This is a genomic window from Prevotella sp. AM34-19LB (assembly GCF_003468525.1).
Classification (GTDB): Bacteria; Bacteroidota; Bacteroidia; order Bacteroidales; family Bacteroidaceae; genus Prevotella.
The window spans coordinates 47058-69651 of record NZ_QSIG01000016.1 but is presented as its reverse complement, the minus strand read 5'-3'; the positions used below and the strand labels follow the sequence as shown (position 1 = coordinate 69651).

The window sequence follows — 22594 nt, the reverse complement described above, 5'->3', positions numbered from 1 at the left end:
AAAAAGCCTTGCGGAATCCCGCAAGGCTTTTTTGCTTTTATATTTTATTCATTCTGAAAGTTCTTCTTATAACAACTCCGGAAGCTGGAAGAGTTTCACGCTATTGCTGCCCTTGATGAGGATGTAATGGTCGTGAGGCTGGTTCTCCTTGAGCGCTTCCTTCACTTCCTCTACATTCTGGAACTTGCGGTAGCTGCATGGAATATCCTTGAACTCATCGCCTACCAGCCATACATTCTCCAGACCGGCTGCCTGCAACTGATCTACTACCTTCTGGTGCTCCTCGTGGCTCACTTCGCCGAGCTCGCCCATCTGTCCGAGAATCGCCATCTTATGAGGCACATCCATCACGCGGAAGTTTTCAATGGCGGCTGCCATGCTCGATGGATTGGCATTGTAGGCATCTACCACCAGCTTGTTGTGTGCCGTCTCTTCCAACTGCGAACGGTTGTTGCTCGGGATGTAATTCTCCAGGGCATGGTCAATCTGCTGAGGCTTTACATCGAAATGAAGACCGATGGTGATGGCTGCAAGCATGTTGTCTATGTTGTAAGAGCCGATGAGATGGGTCTGAACCTCATGCCAGTCGAAACTCTCTGTGCGCCAGCGGAACTTCAGGAAAGGAGCACAGGAGATGACTTCTCCCCATACATCGCAGTTCTCATCCTTGCCGTAGGTGATGAGGCGGTTGATGTTGCGCTGCTCAGCCATCTGCATCAGATGCTCGTTATCTGCGTTGATGAAGACGAGGGCATCGTTGGCTGCGAGGTAATCATAGAGTTCCCCCTTGGTCTTCTTCACGCCTTCGAAGCTTCCGAATCCCTGCAGGTGGGCACGGCCCACATTGGTAATCATACCGCAGGTTGGCTCCACGTATTCCACGAGCTTTCGGATGTCGTCTGGATGGGAAGCGCCCATTTCTACAACGGCAATCTCGTTTTCCGGAGAGAGACGGAAAAGGGTCTTTGGTACGCCTACGTCGTTATTGAAGTTACCCTGGGTGAACATCACGTTGAACTTCTCGCCGAGAACGGCAGAGACGAGTTCCTTGGTGGTAGTTTTTCCGTTGGTGCCGGTGATGCCTACCACTGGAATATCGAAGTGGCGGCGATGTTCACGGGCTAATTCCTTGAAGGTGGTGAGGCAATCCTCTACGAGGATATAGCGCTCATCGCCCTCCTTGGCATACTCTTTTTCATCAACAATCACATAGGCACAGCCTTTCTCCAAAGCCATGTCGGCAAACTTGTTGCCATCAAACGATGCGCCCTTCAAAGCCAGGAAGATGCTGCCCTCTGGGCAGTCGCGGCTGTCAGTGGTAATCACTGGGTGCGCTTGGTAAATCTGATAGAGTTCTGAAATATCCATAGTCTATAACTGTTGTTTTGAGTGCAAAAGTAATCTAAATTATGGACATAACAAACAATTTTCCCAAAAAATGATGGTAATCTCGAATATTCTTTCTATTTTTGCAGAAATATTCGATATATCTTAGGAAAGCGAGGCTTTTTATGGGTAGTAGAGATGAAAAAGATAAAACGAAAGTGAGGAAGGAAAAGCTGGCAGGCTATTTCTATAATCTATCCCAGTTGATATTTACGGGAACTGGGGTTGGAGGTGTGTTGCCGTTTTTGCAAGGAACGGCTTCATCAGGTGATATTTCCGTATTAGTTTTTGGCGCAGTTGCAACAATTGTCTGTGCATACTTTGCCAATAGAATTTTAAAATATTAGGATTTATGAGTTATTTAGCGTTATTTTTTATGATAACTTCTATTGTTGTTATTGCTCTTATTGCTTGGAGTTATACAAAGTCAGGCGAAAAGTGGCTTAAAGAATTGTAGTATTATGAGCTATTTGGCATTGTTCTTTTTAGTTTGCTCAATTTTTAGCCTAAGTTTTATCGCCTGAACTTACACCAAGCCAGGCGAAAAATGGCTTAAAGAGTTATAATCCAATGGAATATACGATTAATATCAAGGGGCGCTTGATGGATTTGAGTACCCCTCAGGTGATGGGCATCCTGAATGTTACGCCCGACAGCTTCTACTCTGGCAGTAGAAAACAGACAGAAATGGAGATAGCTCAGAGAGCTAATCAAATCATAGAAGAAGGTGGAAGCATCATTGATGTGGGCGCATTCTCCACCCGTCCCGGTGCCGATGAAGTATCGGAAGAGGAGGAGGGAAGACGCCTGAAGTTTGCTCTCGACATCGTTCGCAGGGAGCAACCGGATGCTGCCGTCTCCGTAGATACCTATCGCCCTACCTTGGCACGCAAGTGTATCGAGGAGTGGGGAGCCGATATCATCAACGATGTATCAGAAGGTGGAATCACAGGCATCGCCAATGTGCCGCTGGAGCAGAGACAGGAGGAATATCCTGAAATGTTCCGGGTGGTGGGCGAACTGAAGGTACCTTATATATTAATGTCAGTGCAGCCAACGCTTGCTACGATGATGAAGGCTTTGCCAGAGAGGTACAGCAGTTGCGTGATCTGGGTGCCAAGGATATCATCCTCGACCCGGGTTTCGGCTTCGGCAAGAATCTCATTCAGAATTATCAGATTTATGATGAGATGGAGAAGTTGAACGTACTGGAACTTCCTGTGCTTGTGGGTATCTCACGCAAGAGTATGATTTACAAGCTGCTGGGTGGCGATGCCACAACATCGCTCAATGGAACCACCGTGCTTGATACCATTGCCCTGATGAAGGGAGCCAGCATCCTTCGTGTACACGATGTGAAGGAAGCGGCTGAGGCTGTGAAAATCGTAGAAGCCATGAAGGAGGGCAGCGTATGATAGAGTTTGGAATCAAAGATGCGTTAGACGTACTCCTGGTAGCCTCGCTGCTCTTCTATGTCTATCGCCTGATGAAGGAATCCCGCTCATTGAACATCTTCGTGGGCATCATGCTTTTTGTACTGATCTGGCTTTTCGTAAGCCAGGTACTCGAAATGCGTCTGCTGGGTTCTATCCTGGATAAATTGGTGAGTGTGGGAGTCATCGCCCTCATTGTCATCTTCCAGGAAGACATCCGCCGATTCCTTTATGAGATTGGTTCGCAGAAAAGTATGCGCCGGCTGGTGCGCTTCTTCCACTCCAGCAAGGAAAGTCAGAAGGAGGCAAACAAGGAGACGATCATGCCTATCGTGCTTGCCTGCATGAGCATGGCTAAGAAATATGTGGGTGCCCTCATCGTGATAGAGCGAGGTGTGCCTTTGAAGGATATCATGGATACTGGCGAGGAGATAGATGCCAAAATCAACCAGCGCTTGATAGAGAACATCTTCTTCAAGAATTCGCCTCTTCACGATGGAGCCATGGTGGTAAGTAACAAGCGAATCATGGCTGCAGGCTGTATCCTCCCCGTGAGTCACAACCTGGATATTCCCAAGGAACTGGGACTCCGCCACCGTGCTGCCTGGGTATCTCGCAGAGCAGTGATGCCATTGCCGTTATCGTTTCTGAAGAGACGGGACGAATCAGCGTAGCCATCAAAGGCGAATTCAAGCTCCGACTCTCTGCCGAGGAACTGGAAAGCATCCTCACTCAGGAAATGTTATAAGAGCGAAGAGTGAAGAAGGAAAGCACATGAATTCTTCACTCTTCACTCTTAATTCTTTACTTTTCCTACTACGTAAACCTTTGCGATAATGATTATCTCCCGTTTTAGCTTTTTTTACACATATTAATGGGCGTTATTTCAAAATAAATATGTACTTTTGCAAAGTCGATATGGCAAAACGGCAAAAAACAAGCCGTAGCTCTTTATTAGATTGACAAATCTACTATCGAAGATAACAAAATTATATAAATAAAGAAATAAAATGGATTTATTACAGCAAATCGTAGCTCGCGCTAAAGCTGACAAGCAGCGCATCGTGCTCCCTGAAGCAGAAGAGGAGCGTACATTGAAAGCAGCCGATAAAGTTCTGGCTGATGATCTCGCAGACATCATCCTCATCGGTAACCCTGCCAACATTAAGAATCTCGCTGCACAGTGGGGTCTTAACAACATCGACAAGGCTACTATCGTTGATCCACAAAACAACCCTAAGACAGAGGAGTATGCTGAGAAGCTCGCTGAACTTCGCAAGAAGAAGGGCATGACCATAGAGCAGGCTCGTGAACTCGTAACTAAGAACAACCTCTACCTCGGTTGCATGATTATCAAGACAGAGGGTGCTGATGGTCAGATTTCTGGTGCATTGAGCACAACTGGCGATACTCTTCGTCCAGCTCTCCAGATTATCAAGTGTACTCCAGGTATCACTTGCGTAAGTGGTGCTATGTTGCTTATCTCAGACCAGAAGCAGTATGGTCAGGATGGCGTAGTGGTAATGGGTGACGTTGCTGTAACTCCAAACCCTACAGCAGACCAGCTTGCTCAGATTGCCTATACAACAGCTCATACTGCTCAGTCAGTAGCTGGTATTGCTGATCCTCAGATTGCCATGCTGAGCTTCTCAACAATGGGTAGTGCCAAGGATGCTATCAACAAGGAGACAGGCAAGAGCGTTTATATCATCGACAAGGTAAAGGATGCTGTTGCTATCGCTAAGGAGAAGTTCCCAGAGCTTCATCTCGACGGAGAGCTTCAGGCTGATGCTGCCCTCGTTCCTGAGGTGGCTGCCAAGAAGGCTCCAAATTCTGAGGTAGCTGGTAAGGCTAACGTATTGGTAGTTCCAAACCTCGAGGTAGGTAACATCGGCTACAAGCTCGTTCAGCGCCTGGGTGGTGCCATCGCTATCGGTCCTATCCTCCAGGGTATCGCTCGTCCTGTTAACGACCTCTCTCGTGGTTGCTCTGTAGATGACATCTACTATATGGTAGCTATCACAGCTTGCCAGGCACAGGATGCAAAGAAGGCTTAATCAACTAACTTTATTTATAACATTACAAACTAAACATTATGAAAGTATTGGTTCTGAACTGTGGTAGTTCATCTATCAAGTACAAGTTATATAATATGGACGATGAGTCTGTATTGGCACAGGGTGGTGTAGAGCGTATCGGTCTTGATAACGCTTTCATCAAGGTTAAATTGCCTAATGGCGAGAAGAAGCAGATCATGCACGACATGCCTGACCACAAGGAAGGTGTGAACTTCGTGTTCAAGTGCCTGCTCGACCCGGAAATCGGCGCCATCAAGGACTTGAAGGAAATCGACGCTGTAGGTCACCGCGTAGTGCAGGGTGGTGACAAGTTCAAGGAGAGTGTCATCGTTGACCAGAGCGTAGAGGATGGTATCGAGGAACTTTGCGACCTCGCTCCTGTTCACAACGCAGGTCACCTGAAGGGTATCCGTGCCGTAGATTCATTGATGCCTGGCACTCCTCAGGTTTGCGTATTCGACAACGCGTTCCACAGCACAATGCCAGACTATGCTTATCTCTATGCCATTCCTTACGAGTTGTACGAGAAGTATCATGTACGCCGTTATGGTTTCCACGGAACATCTCACCGCTATGTTTCTAAGCGTGTTTGCGAGATTCTCGGTCTCGACCAGAACAACTCTAAGATCATCACTTGCCACATCGGTAACGGTGGCTCTGTAGCTGCTGTATTGAATGGTAAGGTATTGGATACTTCAATGGGCTTGACTCCATTGGCTGGTTTGATGATGGGTTCACGTTGTGGTGACATCGATGCTTCTGCTGTTACTTATCTGATGGATAAGTTGAACATGAAGCCACAGGAGATGGCTGACTTCCTGAACAAGAAGAGTGGTGTGCTCGGTATCACAGGTATTTCTTCTGATATGCGCGACATCGAGAACGCTGCCAACGAGGGTAACGAGAAGGCTCAGCTGGCTCTCCGTATGTACGAATATCGCATCAAGAAGTACATTGGTGCTTACACAGCAGCTATGGGTGGCGTTGACGCTATCGTATTCACAGCTGGTGTTGGTGAGAACCAGACCGATCTCCGTGAGGAAGCTTGCAAGAACCTGGAGTATCTTGGCATCAAGATCAATAAGGAGGTTAATGACAAGGTTCGTGGTGAGGAAGCTATCATCTCTACCGATGACAGCAAGGTGAAGGTAGTTGTAGTTCCTACCGATGAGGAGATTGTTATCGCTCGCGATACAATGGAATTGGTTTCCAAGAAGTAATTCCACACAATACTATATAATATAAGGTGAAGACTAAAGACAGCAATGGATGGTCTTCACCTTATTTCTTTCTTATCATTATTACATGATGAGGCTCCTGCCTGATGAGGATGGAAGCATCTCTTAAATTTTGAGAATTATGAAAACAAAGATTGTAACTTTCGGAGAAATATTGCTTAGAATATCTAAGCCTGGTTATCAACGGTTATTCCAAGGTCACCGTATGTTCGGCAACTATGGTGGCAGCGAGGCAAATGCAGCCATCTCTCTGGCTCATTTGGGCGATAACGTGGAGTATGTAACCCGATTGCCATACGGCGAGATGGGTGAAGCTGCGCTGATGCATCTCAGGGAGTTTGGTTTGAATGTTTCTCATGTGGTGCGTGGTGGCGATCGTCTCGGTACCTATTACTTCGAGGAAGCAGTGGCGATGCGCAACTCCCGTGTAGTCTATGACCGCAAGAACTCTTCTTTCTATTCCTTGAAGCGTGGTATGGTAAAATGGGATCAGGTACTGGCTGATGCTGCCGTATTCCATTGCTCAGGTATTACCTGCGCCATCAGTCGTGATGCGATGGAATCTACCATGGATGCCATCAAGCTGGCGGTTGCTGATGGGCTGACCATCGCCTGCGATATCAACTATCGCAAGAATCTCTGGGGATATGGTCTGGAACCTCACGATGTGCTCTTCCAGATGATGCAGTATAGCGACATCATCTTCGGTGATCAGAATGAGTGGGAGGTAGCCAGTGGAGTGCCTCATATTCCTTTCGAGGCTTTGGATGAGAATTATGTAATAGACAGGGAGGCTTATCTGTCGTATTTCCGCAAGATGCACCGTCTCTTCCCTAAATGCAAGAAGATGGTGATGGCTGTAAGAAACCAGATTGCCAGCAGCCATCATACCTTGAGCGGTCTGCTCTATGATGCAGTAGAGGATCAGCTCTATACAACGAGAATCTACGACATACAGCCTATCGTTGATCCGATGGGTGTAGGCGATGCCTTCATTGCTGCCTATATCCACGCTCACCAGAAGTGGGGCGATGAGAACCAGTATTGCCTGGATTTCTCTCTATCGGCAAGTGCCATCAAGAATACGATTCCGGGCGATCAGAATCTGGTATCTGAAGAGGAAATCATCAGTAATATGACTTCTTCGGGAGGAAGAATCCAGCGATAGGAATAAAACAAGATTACAATAGAACTATAAGATTCGTGTGATAAGAATAAAGGGCAGTCCAAATCGGGCTGCCCTTTATTCTTGTAGCTTATTGATTGTTATGGTTGGCTCTCGCCTTCCACATATTCTTCCATAAACATGTGTTCGCCATCGAATACGGCATAGGTGAACTGCCATATCCAGTCGCCCAGAATCATCAGGCGGGTCTTCTTGCTCAGCATCAGGTCCAGCTCTATGTGGCGGTGTCCGAACATGAAGTAGTCTATATCCTTGTGACTTTGCATGTACTGTTTGGCAAAGCGTACCAGGAATTCTTTCTTTTCGCCCATATAAGGCTCTTCCTTGCCATCGGCACGTTTCAGACGGCTATGCTTCGCCCAGTTCAGTCCCAAAGACAATCCCCAGCGTGGATGTATGGCATTCAGCAGCCGTTGGCAGGTGCGGTTGTGGAACATCGCCTTCAGGAGCTTGAACTTCTTGTCCGGGTCACCCAGTCCGTCACCATGGGCAAGGAAGAACACCTTGTCGTAAATTTCCACGGTCTGTGGTTTATGGTGAACGATCAGTCCGCACTCTTCTTCCAGGTAGCCGTATGTCCATAAGTCGTGGTTGCCGGTGAAGAAATGTACTTCCACTCCCATATCCGTCAACTCCGAGAGCTTACCCAGGAATCGGGTGTAGCCTTTCGGTACCACATATTTATACTCGTTCCAGAAATCAAACATATCGCCCAGCAGATAGATGGCTGCAGCCTTGTGCTTGATGCTGTCGAGGAAACGTACGAGTCTGCGTTCCTGCATTCTGCCGTGTGGGATTGCCCACGAGCCGAGATGCGCATCAGAGAGGAAATATACATTTTTCATAAGCGATTCTTTTTTATTCAAAACCGAGTTCTACACGAGCTTCCTCGCTCATCATGCTCTGATCCCAGGCTGGTTCGAATACGAGGTTGACGTTGGCAGATTTTACGCCTTCCACGCTGTCCACCTTGGTGCGCACATCCTCAAGGATGAAGTCGGCAGCAGGGCAGGATGGGGCAGTGAAGGTCATGTCAAGATCTACGGTAGCATCGTCTTTTACGTCTATCTTGTAAATCATGCCGAGGTCCCAGATATTCACAGGTATTTCAGGGTCGTAAACGGTCTTGAGAACATCTACGATCTTTTCTTCTATCTTTGTCTTTTCTTCTTGTGTCATAATAATCTTTGTTTTTGCCTACAAAGATACTGCAAAATGGGGACAATACAAAACGAAAAGACACTTTTTTCTTCGTGCCTGCTTAATAATACCGGAAAAAGTCTATAATTTCCCTTTATCGTGATAGGAATAAAAGGCTCCGTCGGTGATGATGACGTGGTCCATGAAGAAGATGCGCATGATTTCGCAGGCTTTCTGAATCTGAAGGGTAAGCTGGTCGTCTGCCTTGCTGGGGAGCGGACTGTTGCTCGGATGGTTGTGACAGAAGGCGATGATGGTGGCGTTGTTGAGTACGGCTTCCTTGATGAGCAGTCGGATATCCACGGCAGTTTCCGTAATGCCTCCGTGCGAGATACAGGAAGCCTTGATGAGCTTGAAATTCTGGTTCATCATCAATACCCATGCTTCCTCGGTATTGAGATCCTGCATCTTGGGGAGCATATAGTTGTAGATGGCGAGAGAAGAACCCAAATCCGGGCGATAGCCTATCTTGTCAAGGGCACGACGCTTCCCCAGCTCACAGGCTGCAAGCACGGTAATTGCTTTCGCAGGTCCCATACCTTTGTAGCGGGTGAGTTCCTTGATTGTCATCTTGCCGAGAGTATTGAGATTGTTGTCGCAGTCTTTCATGATGTGTTTCATCAAATCTACTGCGCTCTCGTCTTGAGAGCCGGAACCTATTAATATGGCTAGCAGTTCGGCATTGGATAGTGCTGATGCTCCTAGTCGCTCCAGTTTTTCACGAGGTTTGTCTTCCTCTGCCCATTGCGAAATAGAAAGCTTCTCACTCATAGTGTGATCTATTTATAGAAAGTCTTGTTGTATGCGCTGAATTCGCTTTGTCCGAGCAGGCATCTCTTCCACCAGGCTGAAAGGAATCCGCAGCCGTAACCCATCAGTTGGGTGAAGGCGGCACGGATGCTCAGCACGCCAATCTTCACACTGTGATTCTCCCTGCTGCTGTCGATGAACAGCGCAATGATATAGAGAATGATGCCAAGTAGGCCGATGCAGCCCAATGCTGCCATCGCATTGCCCAGGGTAGGGAATACGTGGACGGTGCCCAGCATATACGGCAAGAAACCGAAGAAGAGCAGAAGGAGCGTACCTATCACGCCCACGGTGAAGACCATCGGCAGGAGATGTACGAGCTTGAGGCTCTCGGGATATTTCTTGTAGAGGTTGATGCGGGCGATACCGCTGTTATATACCTGTCGCCAGAATTTGCGGAAATCGGTGCGGCGCTTATGCCATACCCATGCTTCAGGGAACAGACGGCAACGGCAGCCTGCCTTGAAGATACGGATGGAGAAATCGATGTCCTCACCAAAACGCATGTTTGAAAAGCCATTCAACTTGAGATAAACATCCCTGCGGATGCCCATGTTGAATGAACGAGGGTAGAACTTATCCATCTTCTTCTTTCCGCCACGGATACCACCGGTGGTGAAGAAAGAAGTCATGGAATAAGAAATGGCTTTCTGAGTATCTGTAAATGATGAGTGTGCCTTGTCTGGTCCGCCGAAAGCATCGGCAGGTTCACGGCTCAACTCATCACTTACAGCCTTCAGATAGCCCTCTGGCAAGACTACGTCGCTGTCGAGTATCAGCAGATACTCGCCCTTGGCACGCTCGGCACCATAGTTGCGACTCTGACCCGGACCAGAGTTCTCCTTATAGTAATAATGTATATCCATCAGGTTTTCGTATCGCTTGCACACTTCCTCGCAGGGAGTCTGTGAGCCATCCTCTACGATGACAACCTCGAAGTCCTTCTCCGTCTGATGGGTAAGGCTCTCTAACAGTTCGTCCACTTCGTCAGGACGGTTGAATACTGGTACTATGATGGAATATTTCATTCTTCTTACTATTAAGGGTTAAGTTTGCTCGATAAGAGCGTAATCTTCTTGTTGAAAGACGGATTACTCGCTTACACGACCGAGGTAGCTGCCGTCACGAGTATCAACCTGGATGGTCTCGCCCTCGTTAACGAACAAAGGAACGCGAACCTCAGCACCAGTCTCGAGAGTAGCTGGCTTGGTAGCGTTGGTAGCAGTGTTACCCTTTACACCTGGCTCAGAGTGAGTGATCTTCAGGGTAGTCTTTGCTGGCATTTCAGCCAAGAGGATAGTACCGTCTGTAGTATCAGTAACAACCTCAACTACGTCACCCTCCTTCATATACTGACCGCCAGTAACGTTCTCCTTAGCGATAGGCACCTGCTCGAAAGTCTCCTGGTTCATGAAGATGCAACCAGTAGCGTCCTCGTAGAGGTACTGATAAGGACGACGCTCAACGCGAACATCCTCCAATTTGAAACCAACCTGGAATGTACGCTCCAGCACGCGGCCGTCAGCAACATTCTTCAACTTAGTGTTCATTACAGTGTTACCTTTACCTGGCTTTCTGTGCTGAAAGTCGATACAAACCCATACTTTGCCATCCATGCGGATGCAAGTTCCAATCTTAATTTCCTGTGAATTAATCATTTCTTGTTTTATCTTGAATGTTATTATTATTCTCGTAATCGGGTGCAAAGTTACGGCAAAATGATGAAAAAACAAAGGGAAAATCGAAAAAAACATAAATATTTAAGCTAAATTTGGTAGTTTTCTTGGTTATTTGAGAAATTATGCGTAATTTTGCAGCCCAAAAAGGGCGTATTTTGCTCTTTTGTGAAGAATATTAATTAAAAAATAAATAAGAAAAATGAAAAGAACATTTCAGCCTCACAATCGTCGTCGCGTGAACAAGCATGGTTTCCGTGAGCGTATGGCAACAAAGAATGGTCGTCGCGTATTGGCTTCTCGCCGTGCTCATGGCCGCAAGAAGTTAACTGTTTCTGACGAGCACCACGGAAAGTAATTTCCGATAGGGAAATTCGTCTTCGACGATGACATTAAAAGCAGCAAGGAGAGATTCTTTGCTGCTTTTTGTGTTTTTATGACTTTTTATATTGTGATGAAACGCAAAAACTTGGCGTTTTATTTTGTATTGTCTTCGATTATTCCTATCTTTGCACCAAAAAAGAAAGAATGACTTCATCTGAGTTTATAAATAAGTTTAAGAGTAAGTATCTCTGGGGCAACCTGGGCGCCATGTTCCTGGTGCTGGTTTTGCTCTGCGTCGGTGTCAAGTTCGGCATCGATATCTACACCCATCATGGTGAGGCCATCCGTGTGCCGGATATCAGATACAAGAATATCAATGATGCCACCCGCATCCTTGATGATGCCGGATTGGAAATTGTGGTTTCGGATACCGGATATGTTCGTTCGCTCCCTGCCGATTGTATCCTGGAGCAGACGCCGGTGTTCGGAGAGGTGGTAAAGTCGGGACATATCATCTATGTCACGATCAACTCCAACCATTCTCCTCGCATCACCATTCCTGATGTCATCGACAACAGTTCTCTGAGAGAGGCGATGGCTAAGTTGACCGCCATGGGATTCAAGCTGGGTTCACCGGAATACATACCTGGCGAGGAAGACTGGGTTTATGGTATTCTCGTTAAGGGCAGGCATGTGGTGGCTGGCGATAAGGTTTCTATCGATGATGTGCTCATCATTCAGGTAGGTAATGGTCAGCGCGACACTACCGACTCCTTCGATATGGTGGATCCTGTCTATCACGAGAACGATGATGTGATGGAGGGAGAAGGTGATGGTACTGAAAGCACCGAAGATAACTTCGAGGTGGTTCCGGGAACTGAATCTACAGAAACAGCCCCTGCTACACACGAACACCAGCAGAAAGAGGTGGTGGAGTAGGAGAAATGAAAAGTGAAGAACGATGAGTGAAGAATTCAATAGTAATACGAATGATATTTTTAGATTATATATATAATAAGGTATATGCTCCTGTAGAGGATGACTTCGGTTTTGATGATGCAGGAGATTTGGATGAACTTGATGATGAACTCCAGATGGAGGGAGAGGGAGCTGTTCCGGCTGGCGAAGGAGGCGATGACCTCTACGAGCACTGGAAGGTGCAGGTGGATGCCAACCAGGATCCTGTCCGCATAGACAAGTATCTGGCTGATAAGATGGCTTACCAGAGCCGCAACCGCATTCAGCAGGCTGCTGATGCCGGATTCATTCATGTAAACGGTAAACCGGTGAAGAGCAACTACAAGGTGCGCCCGAACGACATCGTTACGCTGATGCTCGACCGCCCTCGTCATGAAACAAGCATCAAGCCGGAAGAAATCGACATCAATGTGGTTTATGAAGACGACCAGTTGATGGTGGTTAACAAAGAGGCAGGAATGGTGGTTCATCCGGGAGCCGGAAACTTCCATGGTACCCTGATTCAGGCTGTGGCCTGGCACCTGCGCGATATGCCTGAGTTTGATGCCAACGACCCGGAAGTGGGTCTGGTCCATCGCATCGACAAGGATACCAGCGGATTGCTCGTGGTAGCCAAGACTCCAACGGCAAAGACGGCATTGGGCAAGCAGTTCTTCAACAAGACTACCCATCGCAGCTACAACGCCCTGGTATGGGGTAATATCGTGGAAGATGAGGGACGCATCGAGGGTAATATCGGCCGTGACCCCAAGAATCGTCTCCGTATGAAGGTATTCGATCCGGATAGCGGTATTGGCAAGAGTGCGGTTACTCATTATAGGGTTTTGGAGCGCTTCGGCTATACCACCTTGGTGCAGTGCATCCTGGAAACAGGTCGTACCCATCAGATCCGTGCCCACATGAAGCAGATTGGTCATCCGCTCTTCATGGATGAGCCTACGGTGGTGCCGAGATCCTGAGAGGTCAGCGCAGCAGCAGCTACAAGGCTTTCATGCAGAATTGCTTCAAGCTCTGCCCACGTCAGGCTCTCCATGCCAAGACCCTCGGTTTCGTGCATCCTGTTACCAAGCAGCAGATGGACTTCGACAGTGAGTGGCCGGAAGATTTTAGACAATTAATAGAAAAGTGGCGCGGCTTCATCGCAGGCACCACAAAAGATACATTCAAAAATATTTAGAGATTATGGAAAATAGCAAGAGAACGATAGCCATCGTATGTGGTGGTGATTCTTCTGAGCACGATGTTTCTTTGCGCTCAGGTCAGGGTTTGTACTCATTCTTCGACAAGGAGCGTTATCATATCTATCTCGTCGATGTAAAGGGCACCGACTGGCACGTGGCTTTAGATAACGGTGAGACTATTGATATTGACAAGAACGACTTCTCGTTTGTGAAAGATGGCAAGCATATCTATTTCGATTATGCTTATATCACCATCCACGGACAGCCTGGCGAGAATGGTGTGATGCAGGGCTACTTCGACCTCATCCACTTGCCATATTCTACAAGCGGTGTGCTGGTAGAGGCTATGACATTCGACAAGTATGTGCTCAACAACTACCTGCGTGGTTTCGGTGTGAACGTGGCTGACAGTATCTTGCTCCGTCGTGGCGAACAGTATGATGAGGACGAGATTGCCGAGCGCATCGGTATGCCTTGTTTCGTAAAGCCTGCTGCCGACGGTAGTAGCTTCGGTGTGAGCAAGGTGAAGAATGCTGACCAGTTGGCTCCAGCTCTCCGTGTAGCTTTCATGGAGAGCAACGAGGTGATGATTGAAGGGTTCCTCGATGGTACTGAGATTTCTCAGGGCATCTACAAGACAGCCGAGAAGACTGTTGTCTTGCCAGCTACAGAGGTGGTAACCAGCAATGAGTTCTTCGACTATGATGCCAAGTACAATGGTCAGGTACAGGAAATCACTCCAGCCCGTCTCTCTCCTGAGACTGCAGAAGAGGTGGCAAAGACCACATCCCGCATCTACGATATCCTCCATGCCAATGGTATCATCCGCATCGACTATATCATCTCTAAGGATAAGGACGGTAAGGACAAGGTGAATATGCTGGAGATCAATACCACTCCAGGTATGACCGTTACCAGCTTCATTCCTCAGCAGGTGCGCGCTGCAGGCCTTGACATCAAGGATGTGCTCAGCGACATCGTGGAGAATCAGTTCTAGAATTTATAAATCACATATATGGTTCTGCGACTTTCTCGCAGAGCCATATATATTAAAAGGTATATATTAAAAAGGTATATATTATGAAGATCCCTCAAGAATTTGATACCATTCGACCTTGGGAGCCAGAAGACCTTCCTGAGGTGTTCGACCGTTTGCTTTCAAACGAACAGTTCAAGCAAGTACTTGCTTATCTTTATCCACAAGTTCCTTTTGAGATGATTGCCCAGAAGTTGAAGGCTTGCAAGACCAATCTCGACTTCCAGTTGGCTTTCGCCTACGATTTTGTTCAAGGCATCCTGAAGAAGGCTGCAACGGGTTGTGAGATGGATTGCGCAGCCATCGATAATACCCGCAACTATACCTTCATCAGTAACCATCGTGATATCGTGCTCGATTCAGCAATCCTCGATGTAATGCTTATCGACAATGGCTTCAAGACCACCTGCGAGATTGCTATCGGAGATAATCTTCTGTCGCTTCCTTGGGTAAAAGACCTGGTACGTGTCAACAAGGCGTTTATCGTGGAGCGTGCCCTGAGCATGCGCCAGATGCTGATGTCAAGCAAGCGCCTTTCCGACTATATGCACTTTGCCATCAAGGAGAAGAACGAGAATATCTGGATTGCCCAGCGAGAGGGTAGAGCCAAGGATAGCGATGACCGTACCCAGAAGAGCATCCTCCAGATGATGGCGATGGGCGGTGAAGGCAGCATTATCGAACGATTGAAGCAGCTCCATCTCGTACCGCTGTCTATCAGTTATGAGTATGATCCTTGCGACTTCCTCAAGGCTAAGGAGTATCAGCAGAAGCGTGACGTGGAAGGATGGAAGAAGGGACCTATGGATGATCTCGTAAGTATGCAGACAGGTATCTTCGGTTACAAGGGACATGTGCATTATCATGCATCCTCATGTATCGATGAGTATCTGGATACCCTCGACCCTGAGATGCCGAAGCAGGAACTCTTCAATACCATTGCTGCCCATCTTGATCATGAGATACATAGCCACTACCGTCTCTATCCTGGCAATTATGTGGCGCTCGATCTCTTGGAGAATACTGAGGCTCATGCTTCAGAATATACACCGGAAGATAAGGATCGCTTCGAGAAATATATCGCAGGACAGTTGGCAAAGATTGAACTTCCTGACAAGGATGAAGCCTTCCTGAAGGAGAAGATTTTAGCAATGTATGCCAATCCTGTGCGCAATTTCCTTGCTGCAAAGTAGGTGAAGTCCGCAAAATAATGATACTTTATTGCTTTTTACGCAAAAATGTACCATTGATATTGTTAAAAAGTTAGTGTACGATAAACACGAAAGTTAATAAATCTTTCGTGTTTATCGACTTTTTCTTAAAAAAATAACCTTTCTTACGAATAATACACGAATTGAGTAAAAAAGTATCACCTTTTTTCGAAAAAGTATTGTACTTTTGCAGCGGTGATACGAATGTGAGCGATACCACTAAAAGATACCCACATCGTTTCGCTTGAAATACAGCTAAAATAACAAAACTAACAAAATAAAAAGTAATGACCTATGAGTATCAATTCAGCTTAAAATGAAAGAAGGAGTGTTTCCGTGCAGCTGGTAGTTGCAGGGAGATAAGAGAGTGTGGCTATTTGCTAGTCAATTAAGTTAATGTTTATTCTATTCAAACCTAGAAAGTACATAAGTATGAATCTAAACTTAAGAAAATCAGTGCTGCTTGTTGGAGCGTTGGCATCCTTAGGCTTGAGTTACACAACTGAAGCTTTGGCAACATCTCCAAATTTTGCTGTTAACTCAGTACAGCAGTCTAAGAAGGTTACCGGTAATGTTAGTGACGCAGAAGGTCCTATCATCGGTGCAAGTGTAGTAGAGAAAGGTAATGCCGGAAATGGTACAGTTACCGACTTGGATGGTAACTTCGTCTTGAACGTGAAGCCTGGTGCTACTATTGTTATTACTTATATCGGTTACCAGAAGCAGGAGATCGTTGTAGGTAATCAGTCTAATTTTAACGTCACAATGAAGACAGACGACAAGACTCTCGAAGAAGTTGTTGTCGTAGGTTATGGTGTTCAGAAAAAGAAGCTCGTTACCGGTTCTACCATTGAGGTGAAGGGTGATGATATTCAGAAGATGAATACCACGCAGGTGTTGGGCGCTTTGCAGAGCCAGACTCCTGGTGTTAACATTCAGGCGGCTTCCGGTCAGCCTGGTGATGGCTTTAAAATTTCTATCCGTGGTGCTGGTACCAACGGCAACACAGCTCCTCTGTATATTATTGATGGTGTAGCAGGTGATATCAACAACTTGAACCCTGCCGACATCGAGCGTATCGACGTTTTGAAGGATGCCGCATCCTGTGCCATTTACGGTTCTGCTGCTGCCAATGGTGTTATCCTTGTAACTACCAAGCAGGGTAAGCAGGGTAAGATCCAGGTATCTTACGATGCCAACGTAGGTTGGGCTAACGTATATCGCATGCCAAAGATGCTGACAGCTAAGCAGTATATGGAGGTAATGGATCAGGTGCGTTTCAACAGTGGCGAAAGTGGCTGGGATTGGAAGAGCATTATGGGTGAAGACCTCTACAACTCTTATATGGATGGTTCTAACGAAGGAACCAACTGGGTAGAGGCTATCCGCAACAAGAATGCCGTTACAACAAGTCATTCCCTGAACGTTACTGGTGGTTCCGACCGTTCTACCTTCTCTATGGGTGCCGGTTATCAGTATCAGGATGGTGTGTTTGGCAATCTCGTGAAGTCAGACTACCGCCGTTTCACCTTCCGTATCAATTCTGAGCATGTTATCTATCGCACAGAAAAGGGTATGGATGTTGTGAAGATTGGTGAGAATGTTTACTATCAGCACAAGCAGAATCAGGGTATCCAGATTGGTAACCAGTATAGCAATGAGCTTTCTAATATGCTCCGCGCCAACCCTACGATTCCTATGTATAATGCAGATGGCAGCTATACCAAGGCTGAGGATTTGAAGGGTTGGATTGATAATTACAATTCTTATTCTGTAAACCCTGTCTATAAGATGTTGAACCAGCAGTCTGGTCACAACAAGAGCATCAACCAGAATCTGCATGTTACTGGTTATCTGGTGATCCAGCCAATCAAGAATCTGGTTTACCGTGGACAGTTGAACTATAACCAGGGAACATCTACCTGGCGTGCATTCCTTCCTGTATTTGATGCCAACAGAACCAATGCCGATGGCTTCCGCACAGAGGATAAGGCTACGAATAACATGAGCACAAGCTGGGGGTGGAGTACAACCAACACCCTGAGCTATAAGTTCGATCTGCAGAAGAAGCACAACTTCGATGTCCTGGTAGGTACAGAGTATAGCGAGAGCCGTCCAGACTTCGGCTTCTCTTTGAATGCTACTTCTTCTAATTCGGTGTTCGGTGATATGACTCATGCTTATATGACCTATATGAAGAATAACAATGCTGCAGCCGTTACAGGTACACCTTGTGATGACTCTCGCGGTATGTCTTACTTCGGTCGTATCAACTATAACTTCGATGAGAAGTACATGCTTTCTGCCATCATGCGTGCCGATGGTAACTCTAAGTTCGCTCCAGGTCAGCGTTGGGGTTATTTCCCATCTGTATCTGCTGGTTGGGTTATCTCTAACGAAAAGTTCATGGCTAAGACTGTATCATGGCTCGACTTCCTGAAGCTTCGTGCAGGTTGGGGTCAGAATGGTAATGCACAGACCATTAACAACTTCCAGTGGCAGAGTGCTTTTGCATTCGATACCAGTAGCTTTTATACCTTCAATGGTAATCCTGATCAGTATGTTGCCGGTGCAGCTCCTTCCCGTCTGTCTAACGAGGATTTGACTTGGGAGACTTCAGAGCAGTTGAACATCGGTTTGGATGCCCGCTTCCTGAATGGTCGTTTGGGCTTTACAGCAGATTGGTATAACAAGAAGACTAAGGACTTGCTGGTTGCTGTTCCTGTAGATCCTACAACCGGTTTCTCTACCCAGATGAAGAATGCCGGTACTGTTGAGAACAAGGGTATTGAACTTTCTCTCTCTTGGAACGACAAGATTGGTAAGGACTTCCAGTACAACGTAGGTTGGAATATGGCTTACAACCACAATGAGGTAACTGAGGTGAAGTCTAACCAGAAGTACAACAATGGTGGTAATGACCTCTTGGCTCAGAATACCGGTTATATGGCTCGTTTCGAGGAAGGTCATCCTATCGGCTATTTCTGGGGCTACAAGACAGAAGGTGTGATGCAGAATGAGGCAGACGTTCAGGCTTACCTTGACAAAAACTGCAAGGGCAATGCCGCTAACTCAAAGCAGGGTACCGGTATCAAGCCAGGTGACTTGAAGTTTGTGGATGTAAATGGCGATGGTGTTGTCAATGATGACGATAAGACAGAACTTGGCGATCCACATCCAGATGTAACCATGGGTATCACTCTCGGTGCATCTTACAAGGGCTTCGACCTTTCTGTAACAGGCTTTGGAGCATTCGGTCAGCAGGTGGCTCGTTCATTCCGCAAGTTCACCGATGGTGAGTACGAGAACTTCACTACAGAGGTGTATGACTACTGGCATGGTGAGGGAACTTCCAACAAGTATCCTTTGCTCGCCCACATGAATGCAGGTCCAAACTGGCAGACCATTTCTGATATTTACATTGAGAATGCCAGCTACTTCCGTCTTCAGAATCTGACCGTAGGTTACGATTTCACCAAGATCTGGAAGAGCAGCCCATTCCAGCAGCTCCGTCTCTATTTCGCTGCCCAGAACCTCTTTACCATTACCGGTTATAAGGGTATGGATCCAGAGAATGGTACTGCTATCGGCTCAGACTCATGGGTAACTGGTGTTGATGTAGGTAACTATCCTCAGCCTCGTACCTATATGGTTGGTGTAAATGTAAAGTTCTAATCTAAAATTGAATTCACAATGAAAAAGTTAAATATATTTTTGGCTTCAGCCATGGCGGTACTTAGCTTGGCATCCTGCGACATCAATGATGTGCAGAATATCGGCGAGTTATCTACCAGTACCTTCCCTGTTTCCAAGGAGGATGGTGAGGCTGTATTGGCTGGTGTTTACCAGAATTTGAACCAGGTTTGTGCAGACCCTCAGATGAGTTTCCTTTACTATGCCCAGTTGGCTAGTGATGATATGCTCGGTGGTGGTGGTGTCAACGATAAGTTGATGCAGGCAGATGATTTGCTCTGTAACTACAATGCCGATATGACCAACGTGTTCTATGAGGCTCGTTACAAGGGTATCAACCGCGCCAATACCCTGATAGAGGCTCTTCCTAATACCTCTATGAATGAGGATACCAAAAACTCAATGATGGGACAGGCTAAGTTCCTGCGTGCCTTCTATTATTATGAGTTGGCTTCTATGTACGGAAATGTACCTATGCGTCTGAAGCCAGGTTCTGAGGCTATCACCCAAGGTAATATTGAAGACCCTTGGAAGCAGATTCTGATGGATCTTCGTGATGCTGTCGATCTCTTGCCTGCTACTAAGAGTACTGATGGCCATATTGATAAGTATGCTGCTGAGGCTCTGCTGGGCCGTGCCTGGTTGTTCTACTCTGGCTTCTTTGGCAATGGTTCTACATTGGCTGATCTGACCAGCACTACTTACAATCCTCTGACTTCTGTAGAGCTTCCTGATGGAACTACTCTGTCTAAGGAGAATGTCATTACAGCCATTGATGACTGTGTGGCTAACTCTGGCCGCAAGTTGGTGGATAAGTATCAGAATCTCTGGGCTTATACCAACAGATGCACTGTAGAGGATTACGATTACACCAAGGGTCAGGGCTTCAAGTGGGTTGAGGATGATGCAGCTCAGAACCCTGAGACTTTGTTCTCTATCAAGTTTAACAAGTACGCTGACTGGGGTACAACGATTGGTTATGCCAATAATTATGCTCTTCACTTTGGTGTTCGTGGTGCTCAGGCTTATGGAAATACCTTCCCATTCGGTCAAGGTTGGGGTGCTGGTCCTGTAGCTCCAAACCTGGTAAAGGATTGGGCTGCTGCCGAGCCTAACGATGCACGCCGTGATGCTTCTATCCAGGACTGGTCTAAGGTAGCAACCTATAAGAAAGGTGGTTGGTCTGACTTTGTTCAGGAAACAGATTACTTTGCTAAGAAGTGGGCGCCTATCTCTTGTAAGAATGATCAGCTGGATGATGGCTATTCTTGTACTTTCGAGAATGTGATGTATCCTGGCAACTGGGATGTAGCTGGAAAGGAGAATATGCAGTTGAATAACATCCACGACCTGGTACTCATCCGTTTCGCTGACGTATTGTTGATGCAGAGTGAGTTGAAGAAGGATGTAGCTGGTATCAATGAGGTTCGCAAGCGTGCTGGCTTGAACCCTATTGCAGCTTATTCAGAGGAAGCTTTGAGAAATGAGCGCCGTTGGGAGTTGGCTTGCGAGGGTACCCGCTGGAACGACCTCCGTCGTTGGCACATCGCAGCAGCTGCTCTTGAGAAGCAGAATGGTGTTGCTATCTACTATTGCGGACAGCCAGATACAAATACTCCACACAATGGAGGTTATACTGCCCGTTACAATGCTACTGCCGGCTTCCAGAAGATGCCTGAGACTCAGGTAGCTTTGGGTACCGTAAAGCAGAATGAAGGTTGGACTGGTGCTGATTCAGAATATCAGGGCTGGAAGTAATCAATTCTTTAATCTTTTAAATGAATAAGTATATGAAAAAGATATTTTTTGCATTGTCTATGCTGACATTGCTTTATACTTCTTGTGATCCTTCTACCGATTCTGGCAGCACAGGTTTCTCTGAGAATGTAACAGCTGAGAGCGTAGATGCGAAGGTAACACCTGTTCAGGTGAATGGTAAGAATAGCAACCGTATCATCATCGAGAATCATTCTCCTATCACAAGCCAGTGGTCGGTTGACCAGTTGGTTGAAGGTGCGGTAACTTCTTCCAAGGCATACGATACCATTTATGTTACCAAGGTAGGTGCCAACACCGTTACTATGCACTGCAAGAACGTGGCTGTTGACTTTACCAAGGACTTCACGGTGAACGTGGATGAGATTACTTATCTCTCTGCAGAACTTCAGAAGCGTCTCTGCGTAACTGGTTCTGAGGGTAATTATACTTCTACTGTAGGCGAGTTCGCTGGTCAGCCTGTACAGTTCGGTACTGCTTTTGATGCAGGCAAGGTAAAGGTTATTCAGGAGGTCAAGGAAGGCAAGAAGGGTAATGTCTTCACTGTAGAGAATGGTAACGGCGTGCTTTCTAACTGGGCTATTACCAAGGAAGGCACCGATGAGGCTGCTGGTACAGCTACTCTGAATGGCGATCAGCTGATGGTTGTTGAGGAAGGTAAGTTTAATATTACCTTGACCTATACAAAGGCTGATGGCACTCAGGAGACTTATAAAGCAGGTTCTTTCGACGTAGAGACTTTGACTACCAAGCCAAAGCTTCTTGAGTATCTCGCTGGTGGCGAAGATGGTGATGGAACTACTACATGGGAATGGAACGAAGCTGCCGGTGCTGTATGGGGCAATGGTCCTTTCGGTAGTGGAAACAAGCCTCAGTGGTGGGCTGTAAACTATGGTGCTGATATTGATGGTCAGGCTGGTCAGAAGGCTGGTGGCGTAGCCCGTAACGGTAGCGGTGCATGGTTCACTATCGACATCAATAACAAGCAGGCTATCGGTTCTGATGGCGTCAAGCTTCCTATCTCTGTAAGTGTATTGGATCACAAGGACCCAACCTGGGATAAGGGTTCTATCTCATTCCCAACTGCAACCAATGACAACTTCGTTATCCCTATGGGTGTAAACGTGAATGGTGGCAATGTTGCATTCCAGAAGTATTATGTATTGGTAGCCAGCGATGATAAGTTGGTATTGACTGCTGCAGAATTACCAGAGAATGGTTGTGCATGGTTCTATGTCTTCAAGAAAAAGGCTAAATAGGTATGTGATAAATCGTTGTGATTAAAACATAAAATTAGGCTAAGCCTCGGCTGTAGTGATACAGTCGGGGCTTTTTCTTTTTGCCTGATGCTGAAATATTATCCGAAATGTTTGGCGGTTACGATAAAT

17 protein-coding genes and 3 pseudogenes are annotated in these 22594 nt (G+C 46.7%); 14 read left to right on the top strand and 6 right to left on the bottom strand.

The annotated features are described in order from the left end of the window. Nucleotides 1-66: 66 nt before the first annotated feature. A complete protein-coding gene (locus DW830_RS06800) occupies nt 67-1368 on the bottom strand; it encodes a UDP-N-acetylmuramoyl-tripeptide--D-alanyl-D-alanine ligase (RefSeq protein ID WP_119249370.1) in 1302 nt (433 codons plus the stop codon). Nucleotides 1369-1511: 143 nt separating this feature from the next. On the opposite strand from DW830_RS06800, the gene DW830_RS06795 reads away from it, so the two are divergent. From DW830_RS06795 to DW830_RS06770, 6 genes and pseudogenes are all read left to right on the top strand, one after another. Further along, nucleotides 1512-1733 carry a hypothetical protein gene (locus DW830_RS06795; RefSeq protein WP_119249369.1) on the top strand — a complete coding sequence of 74 codons (222 nt, stop codon included), beginning with the start codon at nt 1512-1514 and terminating at the stop codon, nt 1731-1733. Nucleotides 1734-1956: 223 nt separating this feature from the next. Next, a pseudogene (gene folP / locus DW830_RS06790) lies at nt 1957-2801 on the top strand (dihydropteroate synthase). Further along, nucleotides 2798-3567: pseudogene (gene cdaA, locus DW830_RS06785) on the top strand (diadenylate cyclase CdaA). The pseudogenes folP and cdaA overlap by 4 nt, the downstream one beginning before the upstream one ends. Before the next feature lie 262 nt (nt 3568-3829). Further along, nucleotides 3830-4876, top strand: coding sequence for a phosphate acetyltransferase (pta, locus tag DW830_RS06780; protein WP_118311448.1), 1047 nt, complete (start codon nt 3830-3832; stop codon nt 4874-4876). Nucleotides 4877-4914: 38 nt separating this feature from the next. Beyond that, complete coding sequence (locus DW830_RS06775; protein WP_118311449.1) at nt 4915-6117, top strand: acetate kinase; 1203 nt, start codon at nt 4915-4917, stop codon at nt 6115-6117. A 139-nt stretch (nt 6118-6256) separates the two neighbouring features. Further along, nucleotides 6257-7303 carry a sugar kinase gene (locus tag DW830_RS06770; protein WP_119249368.1) on the top strand — a complete coding sequence of 349 codons (1047 nt, stop codon included), beginning with the start codon at nt 6257-6259 and terminating at the stop codon, nt 7301-7303. Between the two features lie 98 nt (nt 7304-7401). Here DW830_RS06770 and DW830_RS06765 read toward each other — a convergent pair whose 3' ends face one another. The 5 genes from DW830_RS06765 to efp form a co-directional block, all read right to left on the bottom strand. After that, a complete protein-coding gene (locus DW830_RS06765) occupies nt 7402-8166 on the bottom strand; it encodes a UDP-2,3-diacylglucosamine diphosphatase (RefSeq protein WP_119249367.1) in 765 nt (254 codons plus the stop codon). Between the two features lie 13 nt (nt 8167-8179). After that, the gene (locus DW830_RS06760) at nt 8180-8500 is read right to left on the bottom strand and encodes a metal-sulfur cluster assembly factor (protein WP_089544483.1); all 321 of its coding nucleotides are present in this window, start codon (nt 8498-8500) and stop codon (nt 8180-8182) included. Between the two features lie 102 nt (nt 8501-8602). Next, the gene (gene radC / locus DW830_RS06755) at nt 8603-9292 is read right to left on the bottom strand and encodes a RadC family protein (protein WP_089544482.1); all 690 of its coding nucleotides are present in this window, start codon (nt 9290-9292) and stop codon (nt 8603-8605) included. A gap of 8 nt (nt 9293-9300) precedes the next feature. After that, nucleotides 9301-10359 (bottom strand): glycosyltransferase, encoded by a 1059-nt coding sequence (locus DW830_RS06750; protein WP_119249366.1) that lies wholly within the window; start codon nt 10357-10359, stop codon nt 9301-9303. A gap of 63 nt (nt 10360-10422) precedes the next feature. Continuing rightward, nucleotides 10423-10989, bottom strand: a complete 567-nt coding sequence (gene efp / locus DW830_RS06745; RefSeq protein ID WP_089544480.1) for an elongation factor P — start codon at nt 10987-10989, stop codon at nt 10423-10425. 220 nt (nt 10990-11209) lie between these two features. Between efp and rpmH the strand changes: the two genes are divergently transcribed. From rpmH to DW830_RS06705, 8 genes and pseudogenes are all read left to right on the top strand, one after another. Continuing rightward, nucleotides 11210-11365, top strand: coding sequence for a 50S ribosomal protein L34 (rpmH, locus tag DW830_RS06740; RefSeq protein WP_004351099.1), 156 nt, complete (start codon nt 11210-11212; stop codon nt 11363-11365). Nucleotides 11366-11535: 170 nt separating this feature from the next. Continuing rightward, nucleotides 11536-12270 carry a PASTA domain-containing protein gene (locus tag DW830_RS06735; RefSeq protein WP_119249365.1) on the top strand — a complete coding sequence of 245 codons (735 nt, stop codon included), beginning with the start codon at nt 11536-11538 and terminating at the stop codon, nt 12268-12270. Nucleotides 12271-12425: 155 nt separating this feature from the next. Further along, a pseudogene (locus DW830_RS06730) lies at nt 12426-13486 on the top strand (RluA family pseudouridine synthase). 5 nt (nt 13487-13491) lie between these two features. Further along, complete coding sequence (locus DW830_RS06725) at nt 13492-14487, top strand: D-alanine--D-alanine ligase (RefSeq protein ID WP_089544477.1); 996 nt, start codon at nt 13492-13494, stop codon at nt 14485-14487. Nucleotides 14488-14570: 83 nt separating this feature from the next. Continuing rightward, on the top strand, nt 14571-15719 hold the full coding sequence (locus DW830_RS06720; protein WP_119249364.1) for a 1-acyl-sn-glycerol-3-phosphate acyltransferase: 1149 nt from the start codon (nt 14571-14573) through the stop codon (nt 15717-15719). A gap of 450 nt (nt 15720-16169) precedes the next feature. Then, the gene (locus DW830_RS06715; protein WP_119249363.1) at nt 16170-19412 is read left to right on the top strand and encodes a SusC/RagA family TonB-linked outer membrane protein; all 3243 of its coding nucleotides are present in this window, start codon (nt 16170-16172) and stop codon (nt 19410-19412) included. 18 nt (nt 19413-19430) lie between these two features. Further along, on the top strand, nt 19431-21188 hold the full coding sequence (locus tag DW830_RS06710) for a RagB/SusD family nutrient uptake outer membrane protein (RefSeq protein WP_119249362.1): 1758 nt from the start codon (nt 19431-19433) through the stop codon (nt 21186-21188). A gap of 32 nt (nt 21189-21220) precedes the next feature. Continuing rightward, nucleotides 21221-22465 carry a hypothetical protein gene (locus DW830_RS06705; protein ID WP_147487232.1) on the top strand — a complete coding sequence of 415 codons (1245 nt, stop codon included), beginning with the start codon at nt 21221-21223 and terminating at the stop codon, nt 22463-22465. Nucleotides 22466-22594 lie beyond the last annotated feature (129 nt).